The sequence below is a fragment of the Paenibacillus sp. ALE3 genome (genome assembly GCF_054113405.1).
In genome coordinates this window covers 857,892-882,756 of record NZ_CM134214.1, presented here as the reverse complement: position 1 = coordinate 882,756, position 24,865 = coordinate 857,892, and the positions used below count along the sequence as shown (strand labels likewise).

19 protein-coding genes, 1 tRNA gene and 2 riboswitches are annotated in these 24,865 nt (G+C 45.3%); of the genes, 10 read left to right on the top strand and 10 right to left on the bottom strand.

The annotated features are described in order from the left end of the window. Positions 1 to 215 precede the first annotated feature (215 nt). The 5 genes from ispG to ACXHJ2_RS04020 form a co-directional block, all read right to left on the bottom strand. Complete coding sequence (gene ispG / locus ACXHJ2_RS04040; protein ID WP_165081753.1) at positions 216 to 1,334, bottom strand: flavodoxin-dependent (E)-4-hydroxy-3-methylbut-2-enyl-diphosphate synthase; 1,119 nt, start codon at positions 1,332 to 1,334, stop codon at positions 216 to 218. Between the two features lie 110 nt (positions 1,335 to 1,444). Beyond that, positions 1,445 to 2,701: an ATP-dependent protease ATP-binding subunit ClpX gene (clpX, locus tag ACXHJ2_RS04035; RefSeq protein ID WP_013372695.1), complete on the bottom strand. Its 1,257-nt coding sequence runs from the start codon at positions 2,699 to 2,701 to the stop codon at positions 1,445 to 1,447. Between the two features lie 12 nt (positions 2,702 to 2,713). After that, positions 2,714 to 3,304, bottom strand: a complete 591-nt coding sequence (clpP, locus tag ACXHJ2_RS04030) for an ATP-dependent Clp endopeptidase proteolytic subunit ClpP (protein ID WP_016324659.1) — start codon at positions 3,302 to 3,304, stop codon at positions 2,714 to 2,716. A gap of 407 nt (positions 3,305 to 3,711) precedes the next feature. Next, on the bottom strand, positions 3,712 to 5,025 hold the full coding sequence (tig, locus tag ACXHJ2_RS04025) for a trigger factor (protein ID WP_058712258.1): 1,314 nt from the start codon (positions 5,023 to 5,025) through the stop codon (positions 3,712 to 3,714). 143 nt (positions 5,026 to 5,168) lie between these two features. Next, positions 5,169 to 6,101, bottom strand: coding sequence for a hypothetical protein (locus tag ACXHJ2_RS04020; protein WP_165081751.1), 933 nt, complete (start codon positions 6,099 to 6,101; stop codon positions 5,169 to 5,171). A gap of 238 nt (positions 6,102 to 6,339) precedes the next feature. Here ACXHJ2_RS04020 and ACXHJ2_RS04015 point away from each other — a divergent pair. Further along, positions 6,340 to 6,413, top strand: a tRNA-Arg gene (locus tag ACXHJ2_RS04015). A gap of 214 nt (positions 6,414 to 6,627) precedes the next feature. Next, positions 6,628 to 7,392 carry an exodeoxyribonuclease III gene (locus ACXHJ2_RS04010; RefSeq protein WP_165081749.1) on the top strand — a complete coding sequence of 255 codons (765 nt, stop codon included), beginning with the start codon at positions 6,628 to 6,630 and terminating at the stop codon, positions 7,390 to 7,392. A 112-nt stretch (positions 7,393 to 7,504) separates the two neighbouring features. Here ACXHJ2_RS04010 and ACXHJ2_RS04005 read toward each other — a convergent pair whose 3' ends face one another. Continuing rightward, entirely contained in the window at positions 7,505 to 8,851 is a 1,347-nt protein-coding gene (locus tag ACXHJ2_RS04005) for a GH1 family beta-glucosidase (protein WP_165081747.1), read from the bottom strand. Between the two features lie 364 nt (positions 8,852 to 9,215). Between ACXHJ2_RS04005 and ACXHJ2_RS04000 the strand changes: the two genes are divergently transcribed. Beyond that, a complete protein-coding gene (locus tag ACXHJ2_RS04000; RefSeq protein ID WP_165081745.1) occupies positions 9,216 to 10,256 on the top strand; it encodes a LacI family DNA-binding transcriptional regulator in 1,041 nt (346 codons plus the stop codon). An 87-nt stretch (positions 10,257 to 10,343) separates the two neighbouring features. Here ACXHJ2_RS04000 and glpK read toward each other — a convergent pair whose 3' ends face one another. After that, positions 10,344 to 11,837, bottom strand: a complete 1,494-nt coding sequence (glpK, locus tag ACXHJ2_RS03995) for a glycerol kinase GlpK (RefSeq protein ID WP_058830507.1) — start codon at positions 11,835 to 11,837, stop codon at positions 10,344 to 10,346. 31 nt (positions 11,838 to 11,868) lie between these two features. Beyond that, positions 11,869 to 12,693: an MIP/aquaporin family protein gene (locus ACXHJ2_RS03990; RefSeq protein ID WP_165081743.1), complete on the bottom strand. Its 825-nt coding sequence runs from the start codon at positions 12,691 to 12,693 to the stop codon at positions 11,869 to 11,871. Between the two features lie 317 nt (positions 12,694 to 13,010). Between ACXHJ2_RS03990 and ACXHJ2_RS03985 the strand changes: the two genes are divergently transcribed. From ACXHJ2_RS03985 to ACXHJ2_RS03965, 5 genes are all read left to right on the top strand, one after another. Next, positions 13,011 to 14,498 carry a PTS transporter subunit EIIC gene (locus ACXHJ2_RS03985; RefSeq protein WP_165081741.1) on the top strand — a complete coding sequence of 496 codons (1,488 nt, stop codon included), beginning with the start codon at positions 13,011 to 13,013 and terminating at the stop codon, positions 14,496 to 14,498. Between the two features lie 198 nt (positions 14,499 to 14,696). After that, a complete protein-coding gene (locus ACXHJ2_RS03980; protein ID WP_165081739.1) occupies positions 14,697 to 15,986 on the top strand; it encodes an ABC transporter substrate-binding protein in 1,290 nt (429 codons plus the stop codon). 32 nt (positions 15,987 to 16,018) lie between these two features. After that, positions 16,019 to 16,894, top strand: a complete 876-nt coding sequence (locus ACXHJ2_RS03975) for a carbohydrate ABC transporter permease (protein ID WP_013372705.1) — start codon at positions 16,019 to 16,021, stop codon at positions 16,892 to 16,894. A 21-nt stretch (positions 16,895 to 16,915) separates the two neighbouring features. Beyond that, positions 16,916 to 17,743, top strand: a complete 828-nt coding sequence (locus ACXHJ2_RS03970) for a carbohydrate ABC transporter permease (RefSeq protein WP_013372706.1) — start codon at positions 16,916 to 16,918, stop codon at positions 17,741 to 17,743. A gap of 147 nt (positions 17,744 to 17,890) precedes the next feature. Next, on the top strand, positions 17,891 to 19,063 hold the full coding sequence (locus ACXHJ2_RS03965; RefSeq protein ID WP_165081738.1) for an iron-containing alcohol dehydrogenase: 1,173 nt from the start codon (positions 17,891 to 17,893) through the stop codon (positions 19,061 to 19,063). A gap of 57 nt (positions 19,064 to 19,120) precedes the next feature. Here ACXHJ2_RS03965 and ACXHJ2_RS03960 read toward each other — a convergent pair whose 3' ends face one another. After that, positions 19,121 to 20,539, bottom strand: a complete 1,419-nt coding sequence (locus ACXHJ2_RS03960; protein WP_025678493.1) for an alanine/glycine:cation symporter family protein — start codon at positions 20,537 to 20,539, stop codon at positions 19,121 to 19,123. A 156-nt stretch (positions 20,540 to 20,695) separates the two neighbouring features. Continuing rightward, positions 20,696 to 20,791, bottom strand: a riboswitch (glycine riboswitch). An 11-nt stretch (positions 20,792 to 20,802) separates the two neighbouring features. Further along, positions 20,803 to 20,887: riboswitch (glycine riboswitch) on the bottom strand. Between the two features lie 167 nt (positions 20,888 to 21,054). Beyond that, positions 21,055 to 22,512, bottom strand: a complete 1,458-nt coding sequence (locus ACXHJ2_RS03955; protein ID WP_165081736.1) for a glycoside hydrolase family 1 protein — start codon at positions 22,510 to 22,512, stop codon at positions 21,055 to 21,057. A gap of 209 nt (positions 22,513 to 22,721) precedes the next feature. On the opposite strand from ACXHJ2_RS03955, the gene ACXHJ2_RS03950 reads away from it, so the two are divergent. Both ACXHJ2_RS03950 and licT read left to right on the top strand, forming a co-directional pair. Further along, positions 22,722 to 23,693, top strand: a complete 972-nt coding sequence (locus ACXHJ2_RS03950) for a LacI family DNA-binding transcriptional regulator (RefSeq protein WP_013372718.1) — start codon at positions 22,722 to 22,724, stop codon at positions 23,691 to 23,693. 233 nt (positions 23,694 to 23,926) lie between these two features. After that, a complete protein-coding gene (gene licT, locus ACXHJ2_RS03945) occupies positions 23,927 to 24,775 on the top strand; it encodes a BglG family transcription antiterminator LicT (RefSeq protein ID WP_016818607.1) in 849 nt (282 codons plus the stop codon). Positions 24,776 to 24,865 lie beyond the last annotated feature (90 nt).

Sequence of the window (24,865 nt, the reverse complement as noted above, 5' to 3'; positions counted from 1 at the left end):
TATTCCCTCCGTTTCTCATCTCAGCAATTTGAAAATGCTGTTCTATGAAAGACAGTATTTCCTTTTCCACGAGAGCTAAACGGCTGTCTTTCAAAAGATCAGAGAGAAATACAAAAACACCGCGAAGAACAGTTCTGTAGCAGAGCTGCTCTCCACGGTGTTTAAACAATGACAAAAGTTTATGATTATACCTTTTTTAAAATAACCGCTTTTGCCTACACTTTCTCGGCAGCGTGACGCTCTTCACGTCCGGGTATTTTACCTGTTTCCTCATAAGCTTTGACGATGATATCAATTTCTTTTTTCAATTCGTCAACCATTTCAGCCTCAGGGACTTTGCGAATCATCTTTCCATAACGGAACAATAGACCTTCTCCGCGTGCTCCGGCAATTCCGATATCAGCTTCCTTCGCTTCACCCGGGCCGTTAACTGCACACCCTAGTACAGATACTTTAATCGGCACCTTGAGTTTTGCAATGTAATCCTCTACCTCGTTCGCAATAGAGAACAGATCAATATCCAGACGCCCGCAGGTCGGACAAGAAATCAATGTAGCTGCGTTCGTGATCAACCCAAACGTTTTGAGCAACTCCCGTGCTACCTTCACTTCTTCTACCGGATCAGCACTTAGCGAAATACGCATGGTGGACCCGATACCTGCTGCCAACAGAGCTCCCATACCTGCCGCGCTTTTAACCGTTCCAGTAAAGAGTGTACCGGCTTCGGTGATGCCCAAATGGAGGGGATACTTAATAATTTCAGCTGCCTTCGTGTAAGCAGCAATCGCCATTGGAACGTCAGAAGCCTTCAGTGATACGATAATATCATGGAAATCAAGCTCTTCCAGTATCCCGATATGGTACAGTGCACTTTCTACCATCGCTTCTGGCGTAGGGTAGCCATACTTATCCAGTAAATGCTGTTCCAATGATCCGGCGTTTACACCAATCCGAATCGGAATCCCCTTTTCTTTACATGCCTTAACGACAGCTTCCACTTTTTCACGTCGTCCAATGTTGCCTGGGTTAATGCGAACCTTGTCAATCCCATTTTCAATTGCCAGTAGAGCCAGCTTGTGATTAAAGTGAATATCTGCAACCAGCGGAATATGAATCCGCTTCTTAATTTCTTTAATAGCTGCGGCAGCTTCCTCATTGTTGACGGTAACCCGCACTATCTGACATCCGGCTTCTTCCAAACGAAGAATCTCGGCTACTGTAGCTTCCACATCTGCCGTCTTGGTTGTGCACATGCTTTGGATGATGACTTCATTGCTGCCGCCAATCGTCAGATTCCCGACTTGAACGGGACGTGTGTCTTGTCTTAAGAACATATACTTTTCTCTCCCATTAACGCCAAACCTCCACCCCATAAAACCTCATACAGGTTTCGTGAAGTGGAGATCTGGCTTCTCATGTTGTAGAGATCGCGAAGTATCAATCCTTAGGCGCTCTCTTCTTGTTTTTTATCCTTATCTGTACCACCGAGTTCCGGTGCAATTTTGTCTTTTACTACCTGCTCGTTGATGACGCAAGTCGTCACATCATCACGGGAAGGAACTTCGTACATAACGTCAAGCATAATACCTTCAATAATTGCGCGAAGGCCACGGGCACCCGTGTTACGCTTGATCGCCTCACGAGCAATGGCTTCCAGAGCATCTTGTTTAAACTCCAGCTGCACATTGTCCAGTTCCAGCATCTTCTGGTATTGCTTGGTCAACGCATTTTTCGGTTCAGACAAAATACGAACCAATGTCTTCTCATCAAGTGGCTCCAGCGTCGAAATGACTGGCAAACGTCCTACGAATTCCGGAATCAGACCGAACTTCAACAGATCCTCAGGCAATACCATGGAGGTATATTCGCCTGGTTTCAGATCTTTTTGTTCACTAGTCGCGTTAAAGCCGATGACCTTCTTACCGATACGACGTTTGATCATTTGCTCCAGACCATCAAAGGCACCGCCACAAATGAACAGGATATTCGTAGTATCAATTTGAATGAATTCTTGATGTGGATGCTTGCGACCGCCTTGCGGAGGTACAGAAGCAACCGTGCCTTCCAAAATCTTAAGCAATGCTTGCTGTACACCTTCACCCGATACGTCACGCGTAATGGACGGGTTTTCAGATTTACGAGCTACTTTATCAATTTCGTCAATGTAGATAATGCCGCGTTCTGCTTTTTCTACATCATAATCGGCAGCTTGAATCAGTTTCAGCAAAATGTTTTCAACGTCTTCACCCACATAACCCGCTTCCGTAAGGGAAGTGGCATCTGCGATAGCAAATGGGACGTTCAAAATTTTAGCCATGGTTTGCGCAAGCAACGTTTTACCCGAACCTGTAGGTCCAAGCATCAAAATGTTACTTTTTTGCAGTTCCACATCATCAATTTTGTTTTGTGTATTAATACGTTTGTAGTGATTATACACCGCAACAGACAATGATTTTTTCGCTTGATCCTGACCAATAACATATTGGTCCAGAATTTCACGGATTTGCATTGGTTTTGGAATGTCTTTCAGATCTACTTCTTCTTCATGACCCAATTCTTCCTCCACAATTTCCGTGCACAACTCGATGCATTCATCACATATATATACGCCCGGTCCGGCAACAAGCTTGCGAACCTGATCCTGAGATTTACCGCAGAAGGAACATTTTAATTGTCCTTTTTCATCATTAAATTTAAACATAGAGCCACCCCTTTACAGATTAATCGGTTTAGACAGCACCTGGTCAATGATACCGTATGCTTTTGCCTCTTCCGCTTCCATGAAGAAATCCCGGTCAGTATCACGTTCGATTTTTTCGAGGGGCTGACCTGTACGCTCCACATAGATTTGATTCAGCTTGGCACGTGTTTTGATAATCCAGTCCGCATGAATCAGCATGTCGGAGGCTTGCCCCTGAATGCCGCCGAGCGGCTGGTGGATCATAACTTCACTATTGGTAAGTGCATATCTTTTGCCTGGTGCACCAGCTGTGAGCAATAAAGAACCCATACTAGCAGCCATACCTACACAAATCGTCGATACATCCGGCTTAATGAATTGCATTGTATCATATATACCCATGCCTGCAGTAACAGAACCGCCTGGCGAGTTAATGTACAAATTAATGTCCTTCTCCGGGTCTTCCGCAGAAAGGAACAATAGCTGTGCAATGACGAGATTGGCGACATCGTCATCAATCGGGCCACTTAGGAAAATGATGCGATCCTTAAGCAACCGCGAGTAAATATCGTAAGATCGTTCTCCTCGATTCGTTTGTTCCACAACCATAGGGACGAGACTCATCACGACCAACCTCTTTTCTTTATTAAAATGAACACCTGTATTCATCCGCTTCCTTATGTCCCATTAAAACGGAAGCGGCAATCATGAAACGTGAACACCTTACAAAATATTTTAACATGTTCAGAGTCTCGTGTCATATTTGCCTGCTCATATATGAAGTGCAGGCTATGTACAGACACCCTGCCGAGACCTTCTCATATTTAACCATGTTTCGTATGTATGTGCAAATGTACGGTAGTGACTTATGTAAAACAGAAAACACCATTCACAGCGCTTTCCATAAACGACTAAAATTTGGGTTGACTAAGGTAAAAATAAGGCACGTAACTTTCACTACGTGCCTTATCCTTATCTAATTACTACGTTGCAGCCTGTTATAGCCTACACCGTATATTTTATCGTTTAAATTACTCAGCAGCTGCAGCTGGCGCTTCAACTTCTTTGCTGTTTTCCACCAGCAAAGCGATTGTTTTGCGCAGGGAGATCTCTTCTTTCAAGTTAGCGAACGAGCCGTTACTTTCCAGAATGCTGCGGATCTCTTCTACAGAACGTTTGTAAGTGTCAGCCATGTTTTGCAGTTCTTCATTAATTTCCGCTTCGGAAACTTCGATGTTTTCTGCTTTAGCCACTTGCTCCAGCACGAGGTTGTTGCGTACGCGCTTCTCAGCATCTGCTTTCATTTGCTCTTCCAGGTCTTCTTTGCTTTGACCGGAGAAGCCGAGGAACATTTCAAGGTTCATGCCTTGGCTGCGCAGACGGTTGTCGAAATCGCGAACCATGTTTTGCACTTCACTCTTGACCATTGCTTCAGGAATGTCGATTGTTGCATTTTCAGCAACTTTCTCCACTACAGCGCCCTCACGAGCTGCTTTAGCTTCGTTTTCTTTGCGCTCCAGCAATTGCTTTTTCAAGTCTTCCTTGAATTCAGCAAGTGTGTCAAATTCACTTACATCTTTAGCAAATTCATCGTCCAATTCAGGAAGAACTTTGCGTTTCAGTTCATGAATTTTCACTTTGAATACAGCTTGTTTACCAGCGAGGTCAGCAGAATGGTAGTTCTCAGGGAATGTTACTTCAACGTCCTTGGAATCACCAGTGTGCAAACCAATCACTTGGTCTTCAAAGCCAGGGATGAAGGTATTTGAACCCAGTTCCAGAGAATACTTTTCAGCTTGTCCACCTTCGAATTGTACGCCGTCAACAGAACCGTCGAAGTCAATGATAGCTGTATCGCCGGATTGAGCAGCATCTTCATCAACGACAACCAATTCAGCATGACGTTGTTGCAGGCGCTCCAGCTCTTGAGCCAGTTCTTCGTCGCTTACTTCGTTTTTGCTTACAGGCACTTCTACGCCTTTGTAATCGCCCAAAGTTACTTCAGGTTTAACCGTAACTTTTGCTTTGAATTTGAAAGATTCGCCTTTAGCAAATTGATCAATTTCAACATCAGGGCTATCTACTGGGAAGATGTCTGTTTGCTCTACAGCTTGGCTGTATGCTTCTGGCAACAGGAAGTCAATTGCATCCTGGTACAGACTTTCAATACCATAACGTTTTTCAAAGATAGGACGTGGTACTTTACCTTTACGGAATCCTGGTACACTTACTTGTTTAACCACTTTATTAAAAGCTTTGTCGAGTGCAGCGGCTACACGATCCGCGTCTACCTCAACTTCAAGAACCCCAAGGTTCTTCTCTATTTTCTCCCAAGTTGCTTTCATTTTATGCTTTCCCCTCCAACAAAATCTTCACTTAGTTTTCATTACAATCAACGCACACAAAATAACCACTATAGTATATCTAACATTACTGTCTTTTTCAAGAGCAGCCCTTGAATGCTTTAACAGGTAAACGTTTCCGGTCATTAAGGAGTGTTCATTCCCGCCGCGACGAATAATCGCATCGACCGATACGCTTGCTCAAAACGGAAGCGTAGTGCATCTGTAATGCCATATATAGCGCGGGTTTCTTCCTCATTATTGTTCCCGTTCAAACTTTCCGAAACGGTCTGATGGAGTGCTGCTGCCCAAATATCCGGCATCCCGTCCTCTTCCACCAACATTGATCTATAATCTTTCGTACCGTACACTGCCATCACAAACTGTGACCATAGCTCCTGTGCAAAATAGAATAGTGTAGGCTCATGCACTTCAGTCTGGTCAGCTACCCGTTCCAAAATACGCATAATCGCCTCTGGAAACTCATCGGGCTGTAACGGAACCGTTTCAATATCGATTTCCGTCTTTTCATCACCCCGTCTGATTTCTATCGTCCCTTCTATTCCACGGCGTCTCATTGTCTGTAGAACACGGAATTGGAGAAGAGGATGGATTTCCCGTTCAGTAATCCAGCGAAGCAAGGCATCGTCGATCTCCGGCAGTTCCAAGTAGGATAGCTGTTCCAAAGCTAGAATCGTCTGTTCGGATAACGGTTGATCCATAGCCATCTGCAAAAGCTTGTTACCGTAGCCTGCATCCTGTTCCTGCTTAAAGCGTGCATGACGGCGAGCCAACTCAACTTCACTGACTTCATCTTCTTCCACATTGTCCGTTGCCGCCCCGCTGTCAGCGTACTGTGGAAATGCAGCTTCCAGCCATTGTAACAGAGCGTTCCATTCATCGTATTGTTTCTGCTCCTGTCCCTGACACTGCATCAAAAAACGCAGCATCGCCATCGCCTCTCCGTAACGTTCGTTCTCAAGCATCACCGTAAGTTGAATTTGATAGTAGTCCAGTGTCTTCGGAAACAATACGATATTATTTTCTTTTGTCGTCACCTTGGAGTCCTTTATTTTCAAGGCACCCCCTCTCCTCCGCAAGCTAAAGTATTTGTAGATTATATGAGAAACAGCAGCCGAAGTTCAACCACTCGTCTTCAACATATTCACCTGTATTCTAACATACCCTTTTATAAGGCAAAAAAAACGATGTGTATTCTGAATTTATGTGGTGTAGAGCCCAAATAAGCGATATATACAAAATAAGACTTGTATCTTTTTCATCCATATGATATATTAATATTCGCTTGAATTTTATGTCCCAGTAGCTCAGCTGGATAGAGCAACGGCCTTCTAAGCCGTCGGTCGGGGGTTCGAATCCCTCCTGGGACGTATAGCCGAAGCTTCCTGTTTAGGAAGCTTTTTTTATTTTCCAGCGAAATAGGACTCACTGTGGATGTTGGAGCCTAGCATCGTATTACAACCTATTTTAATGTAGAAAAGGCTGTTTCCGCAGCGCTGTTTGAGCGCTTGTCTGGGACAGCCTTTTATCGAGGGTATACCATTACACCGCTTGACTGCGTGGAGTAGTAAGGAGTTTAATCAAATGAAATTAATATCTTGGAATGTAAATGGCTTAAGAGCCTGTGTAACCAAAGGATTTTATACTTATCTAAAAGAAACGAATGCTGATATTTTTTGCGTACAGGAAACGAAGCTTCAAGAAGGACAAATCCTCATGGAGAACATGGAGGAATACGTTCAATACTGGAATTACGCTGAGAAAAAGGGGTACTCCGGCACAGCTATTTTCACCAAAATCAAGCCGCTCTCTGCGCATTATGGACTTGAAGAAAATGAAGAGCCAGAGGGTCGAACTATTACACTAGAATTCGAAAAATTTTACCTCGTCAATGTGTACACACCAAATACGAAACGAGACTTATCGCGATTGCCATACAGACTGGAATGGGAAGACCGTTTTCGCAGCTATCTGCAACAACTAGACGCTCAGAAGCCTGTCATCATTTGCGGAGACTTGAACGTGGCTCATCAGGAGATAGACCTTAAAAATGCTAAAGCCAACTACGGTAATGCTGGCTTCACGCCCGAGGAACGAGACCGCATGTCACAGCTGCTCAACGCCGGATTTATAGATACCTTCAGATATTTTTATCCTGATCGGACAGATGTTTATTCCTGGTGGTCCTATATGCCAAAGGTAAGGGAACGGAATATTGGCTGGCGGATTGATTACTTCCTCGTCTCAGAGAGGCTTCGTCCGCTATTAATGGATGCGAGTATTGATTGCCATATTACAGGCAGTGACCACTGCCCTGTTATATTGGATTTGCAAGATTTTTCTGCATAGATCCCCTACCTGACGCAAGGATTTATAAAATTAAAAAGCCGTCATGCTCTGTTTTACAGCATGACGGCCTACATAAATTGAAGCTATCGCTAACTTGCACCTGGTTTTCTGTTTAAAACCCGTTCTTCTCCATCATTTGCTTGAACCACAGCGCACTTTGTTTGGGGGTCCGTTCCTGCGTCTCGTAATTGATATGTACAATACCAAAACGCTTGCTATATCCCCAGGCCCATTCAAAGTTATCAAAGAAAGACCAGACAAAATAGCCCTTGAGCTGACCTCCCTCCCGGATAAAGCGATGACACGCCTTTAAATGCTCTTCAATATAGCGCTGACGCCCGGTATCTTCAATCTGTCCATTCACCAGTTCATCCTTCATCGCTGCTCCATTTTCCGTAATCAGAATGGGTAAGCCCTTGCTAAAATCCTTTTCAATCCGCGTCAGCAGCTTATAAAAGGATTCAGGGTGAATCTCCCATCCCATGTCTGTTACTGGCTCCTCCATGTGAATCTGCTCCACTTGCAGTAGCGAAGAGTCGTTAGTTGCTCGAATGACGCTGCGGGTATAATAGTTAATGCCTACAAAATCTCCCGGTTGCTGAATCAGCTCCAGATCACCAGGCTGTACAAAATCCAATCCATTCAGATACGTTCCGTACCATTCCACCATATCTTCAGGATACTTTCCGTTAAACAATGGCTCAGCAAACCAACGATTAATAAAGCCATCCCTTCTGGCAGCAGCAGCTATGTCCTCGGGTCGCTCGGAAGCGGCATCCACATGTTCCATGTTTAGCGTAATGCCAATTTTACCTGTTAATCCTTTTTCCTTATGCAAATGGATCGCAATCCCATGACACATCAAAATATGATGGGCAGCAGTAAAGGCTTCGCTCCAGTTCTCATGACCAGGAGCATGCTCCCCTGTACCATATCCCAAAATAGAGGCGCAATAAGGCTCGTTTATCGTATTCCACCAGTTTATTCGCTCGCCAAATCGGTCCATGATCACAGAGGCATACGTTTTAAAATGTTGGATAATCTCTCGCTGCGTCCATCCACCTTCGTCCTCAATCCACTGCGGTAAATCCCAGTGATACAGAGTCAGCATTGGAATTAGCCCGGCCGACTCAAGCTCATCCAGCAGATGCTCATAGAAGAGCAGCCCTTGTTCGTTGACCACGCCGGGCGCGGGCATAATGCGCGGCCAAGCTACAGAAAAACGATAATGTAAAAAACCAAGCTGTTTCATTAATTGCACGTCTTCTTTAAAGCGGTGAAAATGGTCACAAGCCACTTCTCCACAGTCCCCTTCGATCACCTTCCCGGGTATTTGACAGAAAGTATCCCAAATGGAGGGCGTTCTGCCGCCCTCATTTGTGCCACCTTCAATTTGATAGGAAGAGGTTGAAGTTCCCCACATAAACGTATCAGGAAATACAAAGATATTCTCGCTCATACTCGGTACCTTCCTTTCAGAAATAAAGACTTCACAGCTCCGGCCATTGCACCGCCGACAATAAAGCGCTGGAGGAAAATATGCAAAATAACCAGCGGTAAATGCATTCACTTTTACGAAAGCGGTTTAGTTAATTATAGCTACTATTATGTATCGAATAACCTGTATTTGTAAATAGAGAATTATGAAATATCAAAAAAATATAATAACCGTTAAATTATCGTTGTTACTCCTTAAAATATTAGGATAAATCCTTTATTAACTCTGTTGACTCCCATCTATGAGGTAGCATAGAATACGAGTAATCATTGAATTTGAAATACAAAGTCAATTTAACTAAATCAGTTTAGTTGCGGAGGATTCCATGAATATAAAAACAATAGCTAGTATGGCAGGCGTTTCAGTAGCGACGGTTTCGAAAATCATAAACAATTACACAGATATCAGTGAGGAAACCCGGCAGCGAGTACTTAAAATTATGGAGGAAACAGGCTATAGACCTTCCTCCTCGGCTAAAACACTTGCTACCAAAAAATCCAATCTGGTAGGCGTTATATTCGCTGGCAAGCTGAATGTCGATTTTAGTCATCCTTTTTTTGTGGACATTATTAATGTTTTCAAAAAGCAGATTGGCTTACTTGGTTACGACCTATTGTTTTTTTCAAATGAAAAATTTCTGGATAATGGAGAAGACTATTTGGCTCGCTCGAAATATTTCTCAGTGGACGGGTGCATTATTATTGCTGGGGACGAAGTGGAAAAAAGTGTTTTCGATCTCGACGCCAGTCCTATCCCCTGCATCGGTGTCGATATTGAGCTAACCGGAGCCAGTTCCTGCTACATTATGTCCGACAATCAAAAGATCTCAATGAAGGTTGTTGAGCACTTTTACATGAATGGATACCGCGAGATGGGTTTTATAGGCATTGAACGCCCCTCCTTGGTTATTAAAGAGAGAGAGGAAGCATTTATGGCTTCACTAAAGCGGTTTAGCCTTGATTTCAGACCTGAATGGATCGTGTATGGTAAGGACTATGCGGCAGAGGATGGATACCAGATCGCGAAGGCGTGGATACAGCAAGGAGATTTACCAAGAGCTGTTTTTGCGGCTACCGACCTGCTTGCCTTTGGTGCCATCCGTGCTTTTAAGGAAAGCGGCTTGAGGGTACCCGAGGATATTGCTGTAGTAGGCTGTGATGATATTGAAGCCTGTCGTTATACCGATCCTCCATTGACGACTGTAAAACAAGACAAGCAAAAAATAGGTCGTCTAGCCGCCATGGTGCTGTTTGACCTGATGAATAAACAAATGGATACGAAATGTATTAAAGTAGAGCCCGAACTAGTCATTCGTACCTCTTGCGGAGCCCGGCAAAATTGGAACCATACGAGGATCAAGGGATAGCATATACCTCAAAAAGGGTGACTCCTGTTGAAATTCAGAAGTCACCTTTTTACAGTTTAAATATATAGAGCCTCTTCGTTTAAGCTATTACTTATAGGCCATCGTTGCATTCACGGCCTTTTTCCAGCCCTCATACAGGCTGTCACGTGTTGCTTCATCCATCGTAGGGGTAAAGGAAGTTTCTACCCTCACTCGCTTACGAAGTTCATCTGTACTCTTCCAGTATCCAACCGCCAAGCCTGCCAGACATGCGGCACCCAGCGCTGTTGTCTCATGGATGACCGGCCGTTCCACCGTCGCATCCAGAATATCGCTCTGGAATTGCATCAGAAAATTGTTCAACACAGCTCCACCATCCACTCGCAACATCTTCACCGTAATACCTGAGTCAATCTCCATAGCTGTAAGCACATCCTTGGTCTGATAAGCGAGCGACTCCAAGGTGGCGCGGATAAAATGCTCTTTTGTGGTTCCCCGCGTCAGACCGAACATCGCTCCACGCACCTCGCTATCCCAGTAGGGGCTGCCTAGTCCGACAAAAGCGGGTACAAGATACACCCCTTCTGTAGAGGAAACACGGGCCGCATAAGGCTCACTGTCCTTCGCCTCACGGAACATGCGCAGCCCGTCTCGCAGCCACTGGATCGCCGAGCCCGCAACAAACACACTCCCCTCGAGTGCGTATTGCACTTTGCCTTCCTCCAGTCCCCAAGCGATGGTCGTGATCAGGCCGTGCTTGGATTCAACAGGCTGATCCCCCGTATTCATCAGCATAAAGCAGCCTGTGCCGTAAGTGTTTTTGATCATTCCTTTTTCATAACAAGCCTGACCGAACAAGGCTGCCTGCTGGTCACCTGCTGCACCAGCGATCGGTACATTCTGACCAAAAAAATGATAATCCACGGTGTGCGCATATACCTCGGAAGAGGGCCTTACCTCAGGCAGCATGATTTTTGGAACACCCAGAATGTCCAGCAGCTCTTCATCCCACTTGAGCTCATAAATATTGTACATCAGCGTTCTGGCCGCATTGGAGTAGTCTGTTACATGAGCCTTTCCACCGGATAGTTTCCAGATTAGCCACGAGTCAATCGTACCGAATAACAAGTCACCTCGTTCCGCCTTTTCCCGCGCGCCTTCTACATGATCCAGTATCCACTTTACTTTAGTGCCTGAAAAATACGGGTCGATCAATAACCCTGTTTTGCTGTGAAACAACTCCTCATGCCCTTGCCGCTTCAATTCTTCGCAAATATCCGAGGTTTGGCGTGATTGCCATACGAGTACGTTATACACGGGTAATCCTGTATTTTTGTCCCACACGACCACCGATTCACGCTGATTGGTAATGCCTATGGCAGCAATTTGGTTAGCTTTTACACCCGATTCGGAAAGACAGGAGGCAATAACGCCCAGAATAGAGCTCCATATTTCATTCGCATTCTGCTCTACCCAGCCAGGGTGAGGAAAATATTGTGGAAATTCCCGCTGGGCCGAGTACACCACATCTCCTTCGCTATTGAACAAAATCGCTCTTGAACTTGTCGTTCCCTGGTCTAGTGACAAAATATATTTTCCCATGTTCATCTCTCCCCGTGTAAATCCATCGTTTTTACGCTGTAAGCTTATGATTCATTTTATGATTTTTATAAGTACGACTGATACGGAAGGTAATCAAGAGTACAACCACGATGACCCCTAATAAAATCCAGAAAGCCGGAGTCACACTTCCCTTAAAAACGGCCTGATAAAATGGCCCTGCGAAAGATCCCCCCAATAGCGGTCCTACAATGGGCACCCATGCGTATCCCCAGTTGGATGCTCCCTTCCCAGGAATCGGTAGCAAATAATGCATCAGACGCGGTCCAAAATCCCTCACTGGATTGATGGCATAACCCGTTGTACCTCCAAGGGATAAACCGATACTGACAACCAAAAAACCAACAATCAGCGGTTTCAGGCCGTCTGTAAATGAATTGGCACCAAACGACAGTAAGGCAAGGACAAAGATAAAAGTACCTATCATTTCACTAAGCACGTTGGCAAACGGATGATCAATAGCTGGTCCTGTCGCAAATACACTGAGTTTGGTTGCTGCGTCCTCCGTCTCTTTCCAGTGGGGCCAATAATGCAAAATGACGATTACTGCACCCGCCATGGCCCCAAAAAGCTGGGCCACAATATAGCCGGGAACATCCTGCCATGGAAAACTACCCTGAAATGCCAACGCGAGTGTAACTGCCGGATTCAAATGCGCTCCGCTGATTTGACCCACCGCATACACCGCAATAGCTACCGCGAGCCCCCACCCCATTCCGATCACAATCCAGCCGGAAGCGTGAGCAAATGACTTTTTCAGGGACACCCCTGCGCACACTCCGCCACCTAGGGCAATAAGAATCATTGTCCCTATGAATTCGGCTGCGTATGGCGACATGCAACCAACCTCCTCAATAGATCCTCCGATTTTGATCGTTTTCATCGCGCAAAAAAAGAAAAGCCATCACAAACCAACCCTGTGCTGTACATGGGATGTCTGCGTGGCTCTCTCGTCTCCGTCACGATTATTAACTTAAATTTGATATTATATAAGCATGTAAGCGATGTCAACTACGGATTTACGTCTTTTTGTATTCTAAAATAATCGTTGACCATGTTAGATTGCGCGATTTATGATGTAAAAAAAATGGCTGGACGTAAGGATTTCAGGATGAATACGACACTCCCAAACTTGATGAAGAAGGGAAGAATGTTATGCTGAAATTTCTACAAAAAATCGGCAAGTCGTTAATGCTTCCAGTAGCTACTTTACCCGCCGCAGGGATTTTGCAAGGGCTAGCTCTCATTAATTATGAAACAGACATTCCGCTTGGTCCTGGAGTGGGTGGATTTCTCAATCATTATGTCACTCCTTTTCTGAACGAAGGGGCGGGTGCCATCTTCGGCAACCTGGCGCTCATTTTCTCCATCGGTGTTGCTATTGGCCTGGCAGGCGACGCGGTAGCCGCACTTTCAGCAGTCATTGCCTACTTGGTGCTGACCCGTATTTTGGCGGCCGTACCGGGTATATTTGCGTATATTCCAGACGACGTCAAGCTGGACATGGGCGTATTGGGTGGTATTTTTATCGGCGGATGGTCTGCTTACCTGTTCAAAAAATATCACAATATTCAGCTTCCAGATTGGCTTGGCTTTTTTTCGGGCAAACGTTTTGTCCCCATGATTACCGCCTTCACGACCATGATTCTAGCCATTCTGCTCGGCATGATCTGGAGTCCGATACAAGATGGAATTGCAGCCTTCGGCAACTGGATTGTCGGCTTTGGCGGAATCGGGTCAATGGTGTTTATGATTGCCAATCGGCTGCTGATCCCGCTCGGTTTGCATCATGTGTTGAACTCGATCGCATGGTTTCAAATTGGTGACTATACCAATGCTGCAGGTGAAGTTGTTCATGGTGATCTGACGCGTTTTTTTGCAGGTGATACATCGGCAGGTATGTTCATGTCCGGCTTCTTCCCCATTATGATGTTCGCTCTGCCGGCAGCGGCTCTCGCATTCATCCATACGGCCAAACCGGAAAAACGTAAAGCTGTCGCTTCCATCTTTATTGGTTCTGCGCTAGCGTCGTTCTTGACCGGAATTACTGAGCCCCTCGAATTTTCGTTTATGTTCATTGCACCATTGCTTTACGGCGTTCATGCTCTGCTGACAGGGCTGAGCGGTCTGGTCGTATACCTATTGGATGTCAAACTTGGCTTTTCTTTTTCAGCAGGTCTCATTGACTATCTTGTCAATATGAAGCTCTCCACTCACCCTTTGCGAATGATCCCGATCGGGCTTGTCTTCGCCTTCGTGTATTATTTTCTATTCCGCTTCATCATTCTCAAATTCAACCTAAAGACTCCCGGGCGCGAAGACGATGTAGATGACACCCTTCTATTTGAGGCTAACAAATCCATACCCGTTGGAAAAGCAAGCGCCTCATCCGGCACCCAGTCCAGTCAGGCAGGCCAGGTCCTAACCTATCTCGGCGGTTCAGACAATATCCAAAGCATTGATGCCTGCATCACGCGGCTGCGTCTTGTCGTCAAGGACGACAAAGCGGTTAACGATCAAGCTCTTAAGCAGCTCGGAGCGTCAGGAATTATCAGGCTTGGGAACGGTACCCTGCAGGTTATTTTCGGTACTCGGTCCGAAACTCTGAAAGATGAGATACAACGATTGATGTTGATGTCATGAAGCTAATCCCCTGACTTAAACACGTGCGATCTTCCTATAACAGACGCACGTGCTTTTTTTTATGGATAAACGTTTCAAATTTTTTGTTTTTGGTTAAGGCAATGCACATAAATGGGTAACAGCTTCATATGATGGAGCTAAACCATTTTACAACTTGTTCAGCAGGCAGATTATTCAGACAGCAAGGAGGGAAATGATGTGAAGACAGTACAATGGCAATGGCTGGTATTATGTCTTGCTTTTCTCACTATGATTAGTGGTTGTAGTGGGTCCCTATCCTCTAAAGGTCAATCATCTGAAGCTAATTTGTCAAACAGCAAAAAGATAACGCTTACATTGTGGTACTGGAACCGTTCTATTGACGATGAATTGCTCGTCCAAGCCGAAAAACAGTTTCCCAACATTGAATTAAAAACTCAAAAAATAGGCGGTGACTTTAAAGCCAAACTGAAGACAACGCTCGCAGCTCGTTCCGGTGAACCAGACATCGTAGCTCTGAACGACTGGATGGTGGAGCTGTTCCCCAGTGCGGATCGTTTTTATGATTTAAGGGAACTCGGAGCAGACCGCCTGAAGGATCAATATTTGGAATGGAAATGGAATCAGGGGATCACTCCTGATGGTAAAATGATTGCATTTCCTATGGATACTGGGCCCACCGCCCTCTTCTATCGTAGCGACCTGTTTGAACAGGCGGGCTTACCTAGTGATCCTGAACAGGTCAGTTCCTCTATCCGTACATGGGATGATTACATGGCAGCCGGAGAACAACTTCGTCAGAAATTCGGAAGTCGTTCGTTTTTGGCTGATAATATTGTAAACGTTTACAATCAAGTGCTTGCTCAGCATACGAACCTATACTTCAAGCCGGACGGAAGTTATATCGGCAATCAATCTCCTGACATCCGCCTAGGCTGGAAAACCGCTGTGGATTTCCACAGGAAGCATCTGCTCGCCAATGCGGATGGCTGGACTCCCGAATGGAACGCTTCAGTCAATAACGGTAAAATCGCCTCGTTCGTAGGGGCAATCTGGATGAAGCAAGTTCTCACAGAGGCTGCACCGGATACAGCAGGCAAATGGAGAGTCGCTCGGGCTCCTGGAGGAGACGGCAATCTGGGAGGTTCTTTCATCTCTATCCTCAAATCCAGCCAACACCCCAAAGAAGCCTTTGAAGTCCTGACCTGGCTGCAAAACCCGGAACACCAACTGGAAGCCTACCACAAAATCGGGCTGTTCCCATCCACTCCCGGCGTCTATGACGATCCAGTCATGGAGACACCCGAGCCTTTCTTTGGTGGTCAGGCCACTGGTCTCATTTTTGCCGCCTCCGCACGTCATGTGAAAAGCAGCTATTTCGGCGAGCGCTATCCTGTCATCCATGGCATAGTGACCCGCCGCCTTTCCAATGTGGCCAAACAAGATGCCGATCCCGACGCATTATGGTCGGAAACGATGCAACGAATTGAACGGGAATTACAGCGGTAAAAAACAAAATCCAAAAAAGGCGTGTGGACAATATGCTGAGAGAAATCTGGAAGCACCGGGCCGTTTATGCTGCGATCTCGCCATTTTATCTGCTGTTTGCCATCTTTGGCTTGTTTCCGATTGGTTTTTCATTGTACCTGGCGTTTCACAAATGGGACGGGATCGGAGACATGACCTATAACGGTTGGGGTAACTTTCGTTACCTTGTGACAGACACCGAATTTTGGCAGGCTGTAGGCAATACGTTTGTGATCTGGGTGTATGCCACGATTCCAATGCTACTGCTAGCCCTTATTGTTGCCTTTCTGCTTTATGCCCCTTTTGTGAAATTGCGCACCTTATGGCGAGTTGGATTCTTCCTGCCCAATGTGACGTCTATTGTTGCTGTTGCCATCATCTTCGGCGCCTTATTTGCCAACAATTTTGGATTTCTCAACTATCTTCTGCAGCTTTTGGGGCTACCTATGATCCAATGGCTCAATGTGCCGTGGGGTATCCAAATCGCCATTTCTTCCATGGTCGTCTGGAGATGGATGGGCTACAACGCCATCATCTATCTGGCTGGACTCCAGAGTATTCCGCATGTGCTGTATGAGGCCGCCAAAATAGACGGCGCAACCGGAGCACAGGCTTTTTTCCGCATCACCATTCCCATGTTGCGTCCAGTGATTTTGTTTACGGTCATTACGTCCACCATCGGCGGTATGCAGCTCTTCACTGAGCCACAGGTTCTGGTCGGTAATGACGGCGGTTCCGGGGCAAGTGGCATGACCATCGTTTTATACCTGTACCGCGAGTCGTTCATCAACAACTATTTTGGATATGGTGCTGCCGTCGGATGGGGTATGTTTCTCATCATTGCCGTATTCTCCATCATCAATTGGAAACTCGTTCAAGGTAAAAAATAACGATGGAAGGAGCGTCACAACATGATGCAGACACGTGCAAAATCCATTGTTCTATATGCCGGGCTGTTGGTGGGGATCATCCTGTCGATGTTTCCGTTTTACTGGCTGATCGTCATGGCGACCCGTACAACCTCAGACATCTATCGTTTTCCGCCACAATTGTGGTTCGGTAGCCACTTCCTGGATAACATAACGAGAGTATTGCAGCAGATTGATTTTGCTGGAGCTTTTTTTAATACCCTTTTTGTAGCCAGTTCTGTTACCGTATTGGTGCTGTTTTTTGATTCACTGGCTGGTTTTGCATTCGCCAAGTTTGATTTTCCGGGCAAAAAGGGGCTATTCGTCATACTGCTTGCAACAATGATGGTCCCTTCACAACTTTCGCTCGTCCCTTCCTTTGTCATGATGGCTTCCTTTGGATGGGTAGGTACGTTCAAAGCGCTCATCATCCCAGGTATGGTAAATGCTTTCGGCATTTTCTGGATCCGCCAGTATGCAGAAGAATCCATTCCCAAAGAGCTGCTGGATGCGGGGCGTATGGACGGGTGCAGCTTTTTTCGGCTGTACTGGAATGTAGCACTACCGATTTTAAGACCTGCGTTCGCTTTTCTCGGCGCATTTACCTTTATAGGAGCTTGGAATGATTACTTATGGCCGTTAATCGTTTTAACGGATGAGCGCAAATTTACGCTCCAGATTGCATTGTCCCAGTTGAACGGGATTTACAATACGGACTATGCGATGGTCATTGCTGGCACCCTGCTGGCTGTACTCCCTCTTATTATTTTGTTTCTTTTTATCAGCCGCCAGTTTATTTCCGATCTTGCCGCTGGAGCGATCAAAGATTAGCTTCACTTGATTCCCCTTATTCTTTTCATGTATAATTGTTAATCGTCATTTCAAATAGCTTACATGGCCAAGTCAGATATTAACGAGCTAGTCAAGATAAGAGATTACCATTTGAACATGAACTATGAACTGAGGGGAACCTTCCAGATGAACAAATTCACATATTATAATCCCACCAAATTAATTTTTGGAGAAAATCAAATTGAACAATTGCAGCAAGAGCTGTTGAATTACGGCAAAAACATTTTGCTGGTATATGGAGGCGGAAGTGTCAAGCGAAATGGTTTGTATGAACAGGTATTAAACGCGTTAGAGCCTCTGTACCTCAACATTCATGAATTGGCGGGCGTTGAACCCAATCCGCGCTTGTCTACCGTTAAGAGGGGCATCGAGATTTGCCGAAATGAAAAAATAGACTTCCTGCTTGCAGTTGGCGGCGGAAGCGTTATTGATTGCACCAAAGCCATCGCAGCAGGGGCTGAATATGACGGCGATGTGTGGGATATTATCAACAAAAAACATATGCCAACCCAGGCTTTGCCCTTCGGTACCATCCTTACACTCGCCGCCACGGGTTCGGAAATGAATCCGGATTCTGTCATCACCAGCTGGGAAACGAACGAGAAATACGTGTGGGGCAGCGCGGTGACGCATCCTAAATTCTCCATCTTGGACCCGAAAAACACCTTTTCTGTGCCACGTGATCAGACGGTTTATGGCATGGTGGATATGATGAGCCACGTCTTTGAACAGTACTTTCACAATGTTAAAAATACACCGCTGCAAGATCGTATGTGCTTTTCCGTGCTGCAAACCGTGATTGAAACGGCACCTAAGCTGCTGGAGGATTTGCACAACTATGAGCATCGCGAAACGATATTATATGCTGGGACGATTGCCCTGAACGGTACGCTGCAAATGGGCTACTTCGGGGATTGGGCTTCGCATACCATTGAACATGCACTATCTGCTGTATATGATATTCCTCACGCTGGCGGTCTAGCGATTCTGTTTCCCAACTGGATGAGACATACAGTGGATCAGGATGCTGCACGCATGAAGCGGCTGATGCTCAGTATGTTCGACTTGGACACTGTAGGTAAAACTGACAGAGAAATTGCCTTGGAAGGTATTGACCGTCTAAGTGCGTTCTGGACAAGTCTTGGTGCCCCTTCTACCCTGGCCGATTACAACATTAATGATGAACAATTGGAAAACATCGCAAGCATTGCGGCCCGTGAAATGGAGCACGGAGGTTTCGGTAATTATCAAAAGCTGAAACAGGAAGATATTTTAGCTATTTTGCGTGCATCGTTATAACAATTAAAAGAGAGTGTCCTCAAGCCTGTGATGGCTGAGAGCACTCCCTTTTATTATTTATGAATTGATCGTTTGTCCTTTTTCTTCTACTTGGATAGCCGCCCCTACATTGGCACCTGCAAGAATGCCCTTTTTCTTATTAGGATACAAAGAATTCATATAGGTTCGGGTTTCTGCAACGACAATGCCTGACAAGCCGAGCAGTGCAATCAGGTTCGGAAAAGCCATCATTGCGTTAAAAATATCTGCCAGCAGCCAGATGGCATCGAGCTTGATGAACGCGCCCCCGCCAACCAGTACGATGAACAGATAACGGTATGGTTTAATCCACTTGACCCCAAGCAAATATTCAACACAGCGTTCTCCGTAATAGTTCCAGCCGAGCATGGTGGTGAATGCGAACATAATCAGGATGATGGTGAGCAGTTCTGCTCCCAGCGGAAATGCACTGGAAAATGCTTGCTGAGTCATCAAACCTGCATCGGTAGGCCCGCTCCACACCCCGCTGACCAGTAGCGTCAACCCGGTCATCACACAAATAACCATCGTATCAATAAACACACCCGTCATGGAAATCAGCCCTTGTTCCGCAGGCCATTTGGTTTTGGCAGCTGCGGCTGCAATCGGTGCGCTTCCCAATCCAGCCTCATTGGCAAAAATGCCTCTGGCTACCCCGCTGCGCATGGCCAGCATAATCGTAGCTCCTGCAAATCCACCCGTTGCCGATGTAGTTGAAAATGCCGAATGAAGCACAAGCGCGATTGCGGCAGGAAGCTGGTCAGCAAACCGAATCAGTACAATGATACAAATCAGTACGTACAAGCCTGTTTTAAAAGGAACGACCTTCGTCGATACCTTGGCAATGCTTTTGAGTCCTCCGATGGTGACAAGAGCTGTAAGGACAGCAATAGTCAGTGCCGTTACAATCGGCGGAACGCCAAAACTGTTTTCAGTGGAGGATACAATCGCCTTGACCTGAGGAAATGTTCCGATCCCGAACAACGCAACCAGCATCCCCGAGAAAGCAAACAGCATCGCCAACGGTTTAAAGCGGCGTCCCAGGCCTTTTTCAATATAATACATCGGGCCGCCGGAGAATTGTCCATTCCGATCCTTCACCCGGTATTTTACCGCAAGTACACCTTCCGCGTATTTCGTCGCCATCCCAAAGAAGGCTGCAACGACCATCCAGAACAAGGCACCCGGCCCGCCCAGCTTAATGGCTGTCGCTACGCCGACAATACTTCCTGTACCAACGGTAGCCGCCAGCGCCGTACTCAAAGCCGCAAAGCTGCTTACATCCCCGCTGCCTTCATTCGGGGCCTTACCGATGAGCTTGATCGCCAGAGGCAGGCGGAATACCTGCAACATTTTTAGACGTATGGTCAGCCATAACCCCGTTCCCATGACAAGGACGATGAGAGGCGCCCCCCATATCCAACTGCTAATCGTTTCTAACACATGTACCAAATTCATTTCAACCCGCTCCTCCAGCATATTAGAAAACAAAAAAGAGTCAAATCCGTTGATTCGACTCCTGGAGAGGTTAAAGGCACGAAAAATAAACCATCTGGTGCAGGATTCTACCTCTAAAAAGCTCATAAAAGCCTAGGGCACTCCCTGTCACAGGTTATTCGCGTCTCTGTCCTTTTGCCTGAGAGTTTAAGCAGATGATAATCTGCGGTGCACCTTCGGCGCCCAATTAAGGGTCTCTCCAGAGTTCTGTCCGTTTACGGTCCCTGCTTGTTGCTGTAAATCAGCTTAAGCACCTGAGAGTTTTGCCCCTTCGGTCGGAACTTTCGTTCCATCTCCCGCAAACATCAACCAGACATATGAAATTTTTATTTATTATACAGAAAACTTTCAGCGTATTACAAGTGAAAAATTTGTGAAGCCCTCTGACAAATCAATAGGGTGTCTATACAAAAAGCGGGTACAGCAGATTGCATCCTAAGGATTTTCTCTGCTGTACCCCCCAAAACGATATAGAATTACAATTCTTCACCATTGGTTGCTATCACATTTTTATACCAGTTAAATGAGTCCTTTTTGGAGCGTTGGAGCGTTCCGTTACCGTCATCATCCAGATCAACGTAAATAAATCCGTAGCGCTTGGACATTTCGGAAGTAGACATGCTCACAAGGTCGATAGGACCCCAGCTGGTGTAACCAATCAGATCAACACCGTCAGCAATGGCTTCCTTCATTTGGGCAATATGCTGACGCAAGTAATCAATGCGATACGTGTCATGCACAGAGCCGTCCTCTTCTACCTTATCGTACGCACCCAGGCCATTTTCCACGATGAACAGCGGCTTTTGGTAACGGTCATAAAACGTATTTAGTGTAACACGCAGGCCGATCGGATCAATCTGCCATCCCCAATCGGAGGACTGCAAATACGGATTTTTCACACCGCCAATCAGGTTCCCTGCTGCCTTTTCTCCTTCTGGACCTGCCGATACGGTCAAGGTCATATAGTAGCTAAATGAGATAAAATCAACCGTATTATTTTTCAAAATTTCAGCATCGCCGGGTTCTGTCTGGATCACAATATTATTTTCTTCAAAATAGCGGTTCATATAGTTGGGATACTCCCCACGAGCATGCACATCCGTAAAGAACAGGTTCATTTGATTTTCATGCTGTGCTTTCAGAATATCCTCTGGGTTACACGTATGTGGGTAGCTTTCAATGCGAGCCAGCATACAGCCGATCTGAGCACCCGGAATGATCTCATGTCCCCGTTTGGTCGCCAGTGCACTTGCTACAAATTGATGGTGCAATGCTTGATATATCGCTTGTTGCTTGTTTTCTACACGGTCAATAACCACACCGCCGCCAGTAAACGGACTCATGGTCATAACATTGATTTCGTTAAAGGTCAGCCAGTATTTTACTTTATCCTTATAACGTGTAAATACCGTTTCGGCATATTTTACGTAATGATCTACGACTTCGCGTCCCAACCAGCCATTATACTTCTGTGTCAGACCTAGCGGTGTTTCATAATGTGACAATGTTACCAACGGCTCAATACCATACTTGCGCAGCTCATCGAATACATTGTCGTAAAATTGCAATCCTGCTTCATTCGGCTCGGCATCATATCCATTCGGGAAAATCCGCGACCAGTGGATGGACATCCGGAATACTTTAAAGCCCATTTCTGCAAACAAAGCAATATCTTCTTTGTAGCGGTGGTAGAAGTCCACACCTTCACGCTTTGGAAAACGGGCGTTTACCTTCCCTGCCAAGATGTTCTCCAGTCGTTCAGACGAAATTTCTATAGCATGATCGTTTTTACGTTCTGCCTTAGGTACATAGGCTATCATGTCTGCGCTGGACAGGCCTTTTCCATCTACGTCAAAAGCACCTTCCAATTGGTTGGCTGCAGTTGCCCCGCCCCATAGGAAGTTTTGCGGGAATCCTTTTAGCGTCTTCGTCATGGTATGAAAACCTCTTTTCTTATCTAATGTTTTCACTCTAGTCAATAACCCATCAGGTGCTGCAATGCGAATCAATAACTAACGGTAACCGTTATCCTTTGAAATGCACCGATAGATGCTTTAAAATAGACGTAATACCCTCATAAGCATCCTAATTGTTGTAACGCGTTTCATGTCAAGTATTTTTTTCTTAGGTGAGGAGAAGCATCATGTCGAATCTTGATCAAATTGCAAAACTGGCGGGCTTTTCCAAAGCTACGGTATCCAGAGTGTTAAATCAGTCCCCCCATGTAAGCCACGAAACCAGAACTAAAATTTTAAAAATCATGCAGGAATTAGATTATGTTCCTAATCGGAATGCGATTTCTTTATCCAAGGGCCAAACGCTTCAGATTGGTATCATCACATCAACTATTAATGAAATTGTTCTGGCATTTCTGGACAGCTTTGTAGAAATCGCAGGACAATATGAATTTCAAACCATTATTTATACTTCGGGAGAAGACAAAAAGAAAGAGCTTCAAGCTTTCGAGGATTTAAAAAGAAAAAGAGTCGATGCGCTGGTCATCATTTCCTGCGTGAATGACACTGATTTTTTGAGTACCTATTGCAAATATGGACCGATCGTGGCATGGCAACGAATGGAGCATACCGATATTCGCTCCGTCGCAATGGATCAGTATGAAGGATATATGTTAGCGCTCAAACATTTGATACAAAAAGGCTATACACGTATAGCCAATGCTTTTGGTCGTCCAAGCAGCATCAATACTCACAGTAGACAACGAGCTTATGAGCAGATCATGAGTGAACACAATCTGCCAGTGTTGCAGCACTGGAACTATTCTTCTATTTATAACATTCGTGACGGCGAACAGGTTGTGCGCAATTTATTACAGCATCGTGAGGAATTTCCGGAGGCTATTTTGTGTGCAAACGATTATGTAGCAGTGGGCATTCTCTGCGAAGCGCGCAGACAATTGCTGAAGGTACCAGAAGATCTGGCGATTATTGGGTTTGATAACACGGAGCTGGCGCACACGATGGGAATTACAACGGTTCAAAATCCCATAATGGCTCAGGCACAAAATGCTTTTTTCATGCTTTCTCCTCAGCTGATTGGACGCCAGATGGAGCTTCATTCACTGGAATACAGCCTCATTGAGCGTACAACCACTTAAGAGCACAGTTGGCTCGCAAACTAGGCAAATGGGCCTTAATATAAAATATTTTTTGTCGAAAGAGAATAAAACATGTTGAAATCGCTTTTTTTTGTGCTACAATAGCACTATATCGAAGGATTGTGACCGGTGATGCGGGCAATGCCTGAGTTCAATTGAGTGCTATTGCTAACAATAGTATTGAATTGTGCTTGGGCATTTTTTATTGGTAAAGGATGGGAGGGGGAACTTCAATGATTATTGAGAAGGTGCTCAATAACAACGTCCTGTTGACTAAAAATGATAAAGGCAAAGAGGTTATCGTCATGGGAAGAGGTATTTCCTTCAAAAAGGTGGCTGGCGACCAAGTCGATGATCATAAAATAGATAAGATTTTCATGTTAAATGAAAACGAGTTCACGGCCAGACTAACTGAGCTGCTGAACGATATTCCCGTGTCTCATCTGGAGGTCGTGAATGAAATCGTGACCCATGCAGCAGAAGTGCTGGATACGGAGTTAAGTGATAACATTTATTTAACATTGACCGACCATATTCATTTTGCCATACAGCGGGAAGAAAAAGGATTAGCACTCAAAAACGCGATGCTGTATGAAATTAAACGCTTTTATAAAAAAGAATTTGCAGTTGGACTGGATGCTCTGCAAAAAATAGAAAATACGCTCGGTGTAAAATTGGGCGAAGACGAAGCGGGATTTATTGCATTGCATATGGTGAATGCACGGATCGACGGTAACGAGATGAAGGCTACACTGAAAATGACCGAGATTGTCCAACACATATTGAACATTATTACGTATCATTATGGGATTGTGCTGGATGAGTCTTCTTTTAGCTATTCGAGATTTTTGACCCATTTGCAATATTTTGCAATGCGAGTGATTCGTAAAGAGGTTATTCACAGTGGTGAAGAATTTTTGTACAACCAGGTAAAGCAAACATATACCGAAGCTTTTGCTTGTGCCCAAAAAATTAATGAATATCTAGAAAAAACATATGATCAATATTTAAGCAAAGATGAATATGTATATCTAACGATTCACATTCATCGGGTAACTGAGCGTAATAACATATCAGGCTAAAAACTTCATATCCTCATCGTTCATGGATTGTGACTGGTAAGGCAGGCAAAACCTAAACTGATGGTGAAATCAACGTTCCCTCATAGAAGG

Excerpts from the sequence above, each read along its gene's own strand:
- ACXHJ2_RS03960 (WP_025678493.1), bottom strand. The coding sequence starts at position 20,539 with ATGAATTTGGTACATGTGTTAGAAACGATTAGCAGTTGGATATGGGGG.
- ACXHJ2_RS04010 (WP_165081749.1), top strand. The coding sequence starts at position 6,628 with ATGAAATTAATATCTTGGAATGTAAATGGCTTAAGAGCCTGTGTAACC.
- tig (WP_058712258.1), bottom strand. The coding sequence starts at position 5,025 with ATGAAAGCAACTTGGGAGAAAATAGAGAAGAACCTTGGGGTTCTTGAA.
- ACXHJ2_RS03965 (WP_165081738.1), top strand. The coding sequence starts at position 17,891 with ATGAACAAATTCACATATTATAATCCCACCAAATTAATTTTTGGAGAA.
- ACXHJ2_RS03970 (WP_013372706.1), top strand. The coding sequence starts at position 16,916 with ATGATGCAGACACGTGCAAAATCCATTGTTCTATATGCCGGGCTGTTG.
- licT (WP_016818607.1), top strand. The coding sequence starts at position 23,927 with ATGATTATTGAGAAGGTGCTCAATAACAACGTCCTGTTGACTAAAAAT.
- ispG (WP_165081753.1), bottom strand. The coding sequence starts at position 1,334 with ATGTTCTTAAGACAAGACACACGTCCCGTTCAAGTCGGGAATCTGACG.
- ACXHJ2_RS04000 (WP_165081745.1), top strand. The coding sequence starts at position 9,216 with ATGAATATAAAAACAATAGCTAGTATGGCAGGCGTTTCAGTAGCGACG.
- ACXHJ2_RS03990 (WP_165081743.1), bottom strand. The coding sequence starts at position 12,693 with ATGTCGCCATACGCAGCCGAATTCATAGGGACAATGATTCTTATTGCC.
- ACXHJ2_RS03975 (WP_013372705.1), top strand. The coding sequence starts at position 16,019 with ATGCTGAGAGAAATCTGGAAGCACCGGGCCGTTTATGCTGCGATCTCG.
- ACXHJ2_RS03985 (WP_165081741.1), top strand. The coding sequence starts at position 13,011 with ATGCTGAAATTTCTACAAAAAATCGGCAAGTCGTTAATGCTTCCAGTA.
- glpK (WP_058830507.1), bottom strand. The coding sequence starts at position 11,837 with ATGGGAAAATATATTTTGTCACTAGACCAGGGAACGACAAGTTCAAGA.
- clpP (WP_016324659.1), bottom strand. The coding sequence starts at position 3,304 with ATGAGTCTCGTCCCTATGGTTGTGGAACAAACGAATCGAGGAGAACGA.
- ACXHJ2_RS03950 (WP_013372718.1), top strand. The coding sequence starts at position 22,722 with ATGTCGAATCTTGATCAAATTGCAAAACTGGCGGGCTTTTCCAAAGCT.
- clpX (WP_013372695.1), bottom strand. The coding sequence starts at position 2,701 with ATGTTTAAATTTAATGATGAAAAAGGACAATTAAAATGTTCCTTCTGC.
- ACXHJ2_RS03955 (WP_165081736.1), bottom strand. The coding sequence starts at position 22,512 with ATGACGAAGACGCTAAAAGGATTCCCGCAAAACTTCCTATGGGGCGGG.
- ACXHJ2_RS04005 (WP_165081747.1), bottom strand. The coding sequence starts at position 8,851 with ATGAGCGAGAATATCTTTGTATTTCCTGATACGTTTATGTGGGGAACT.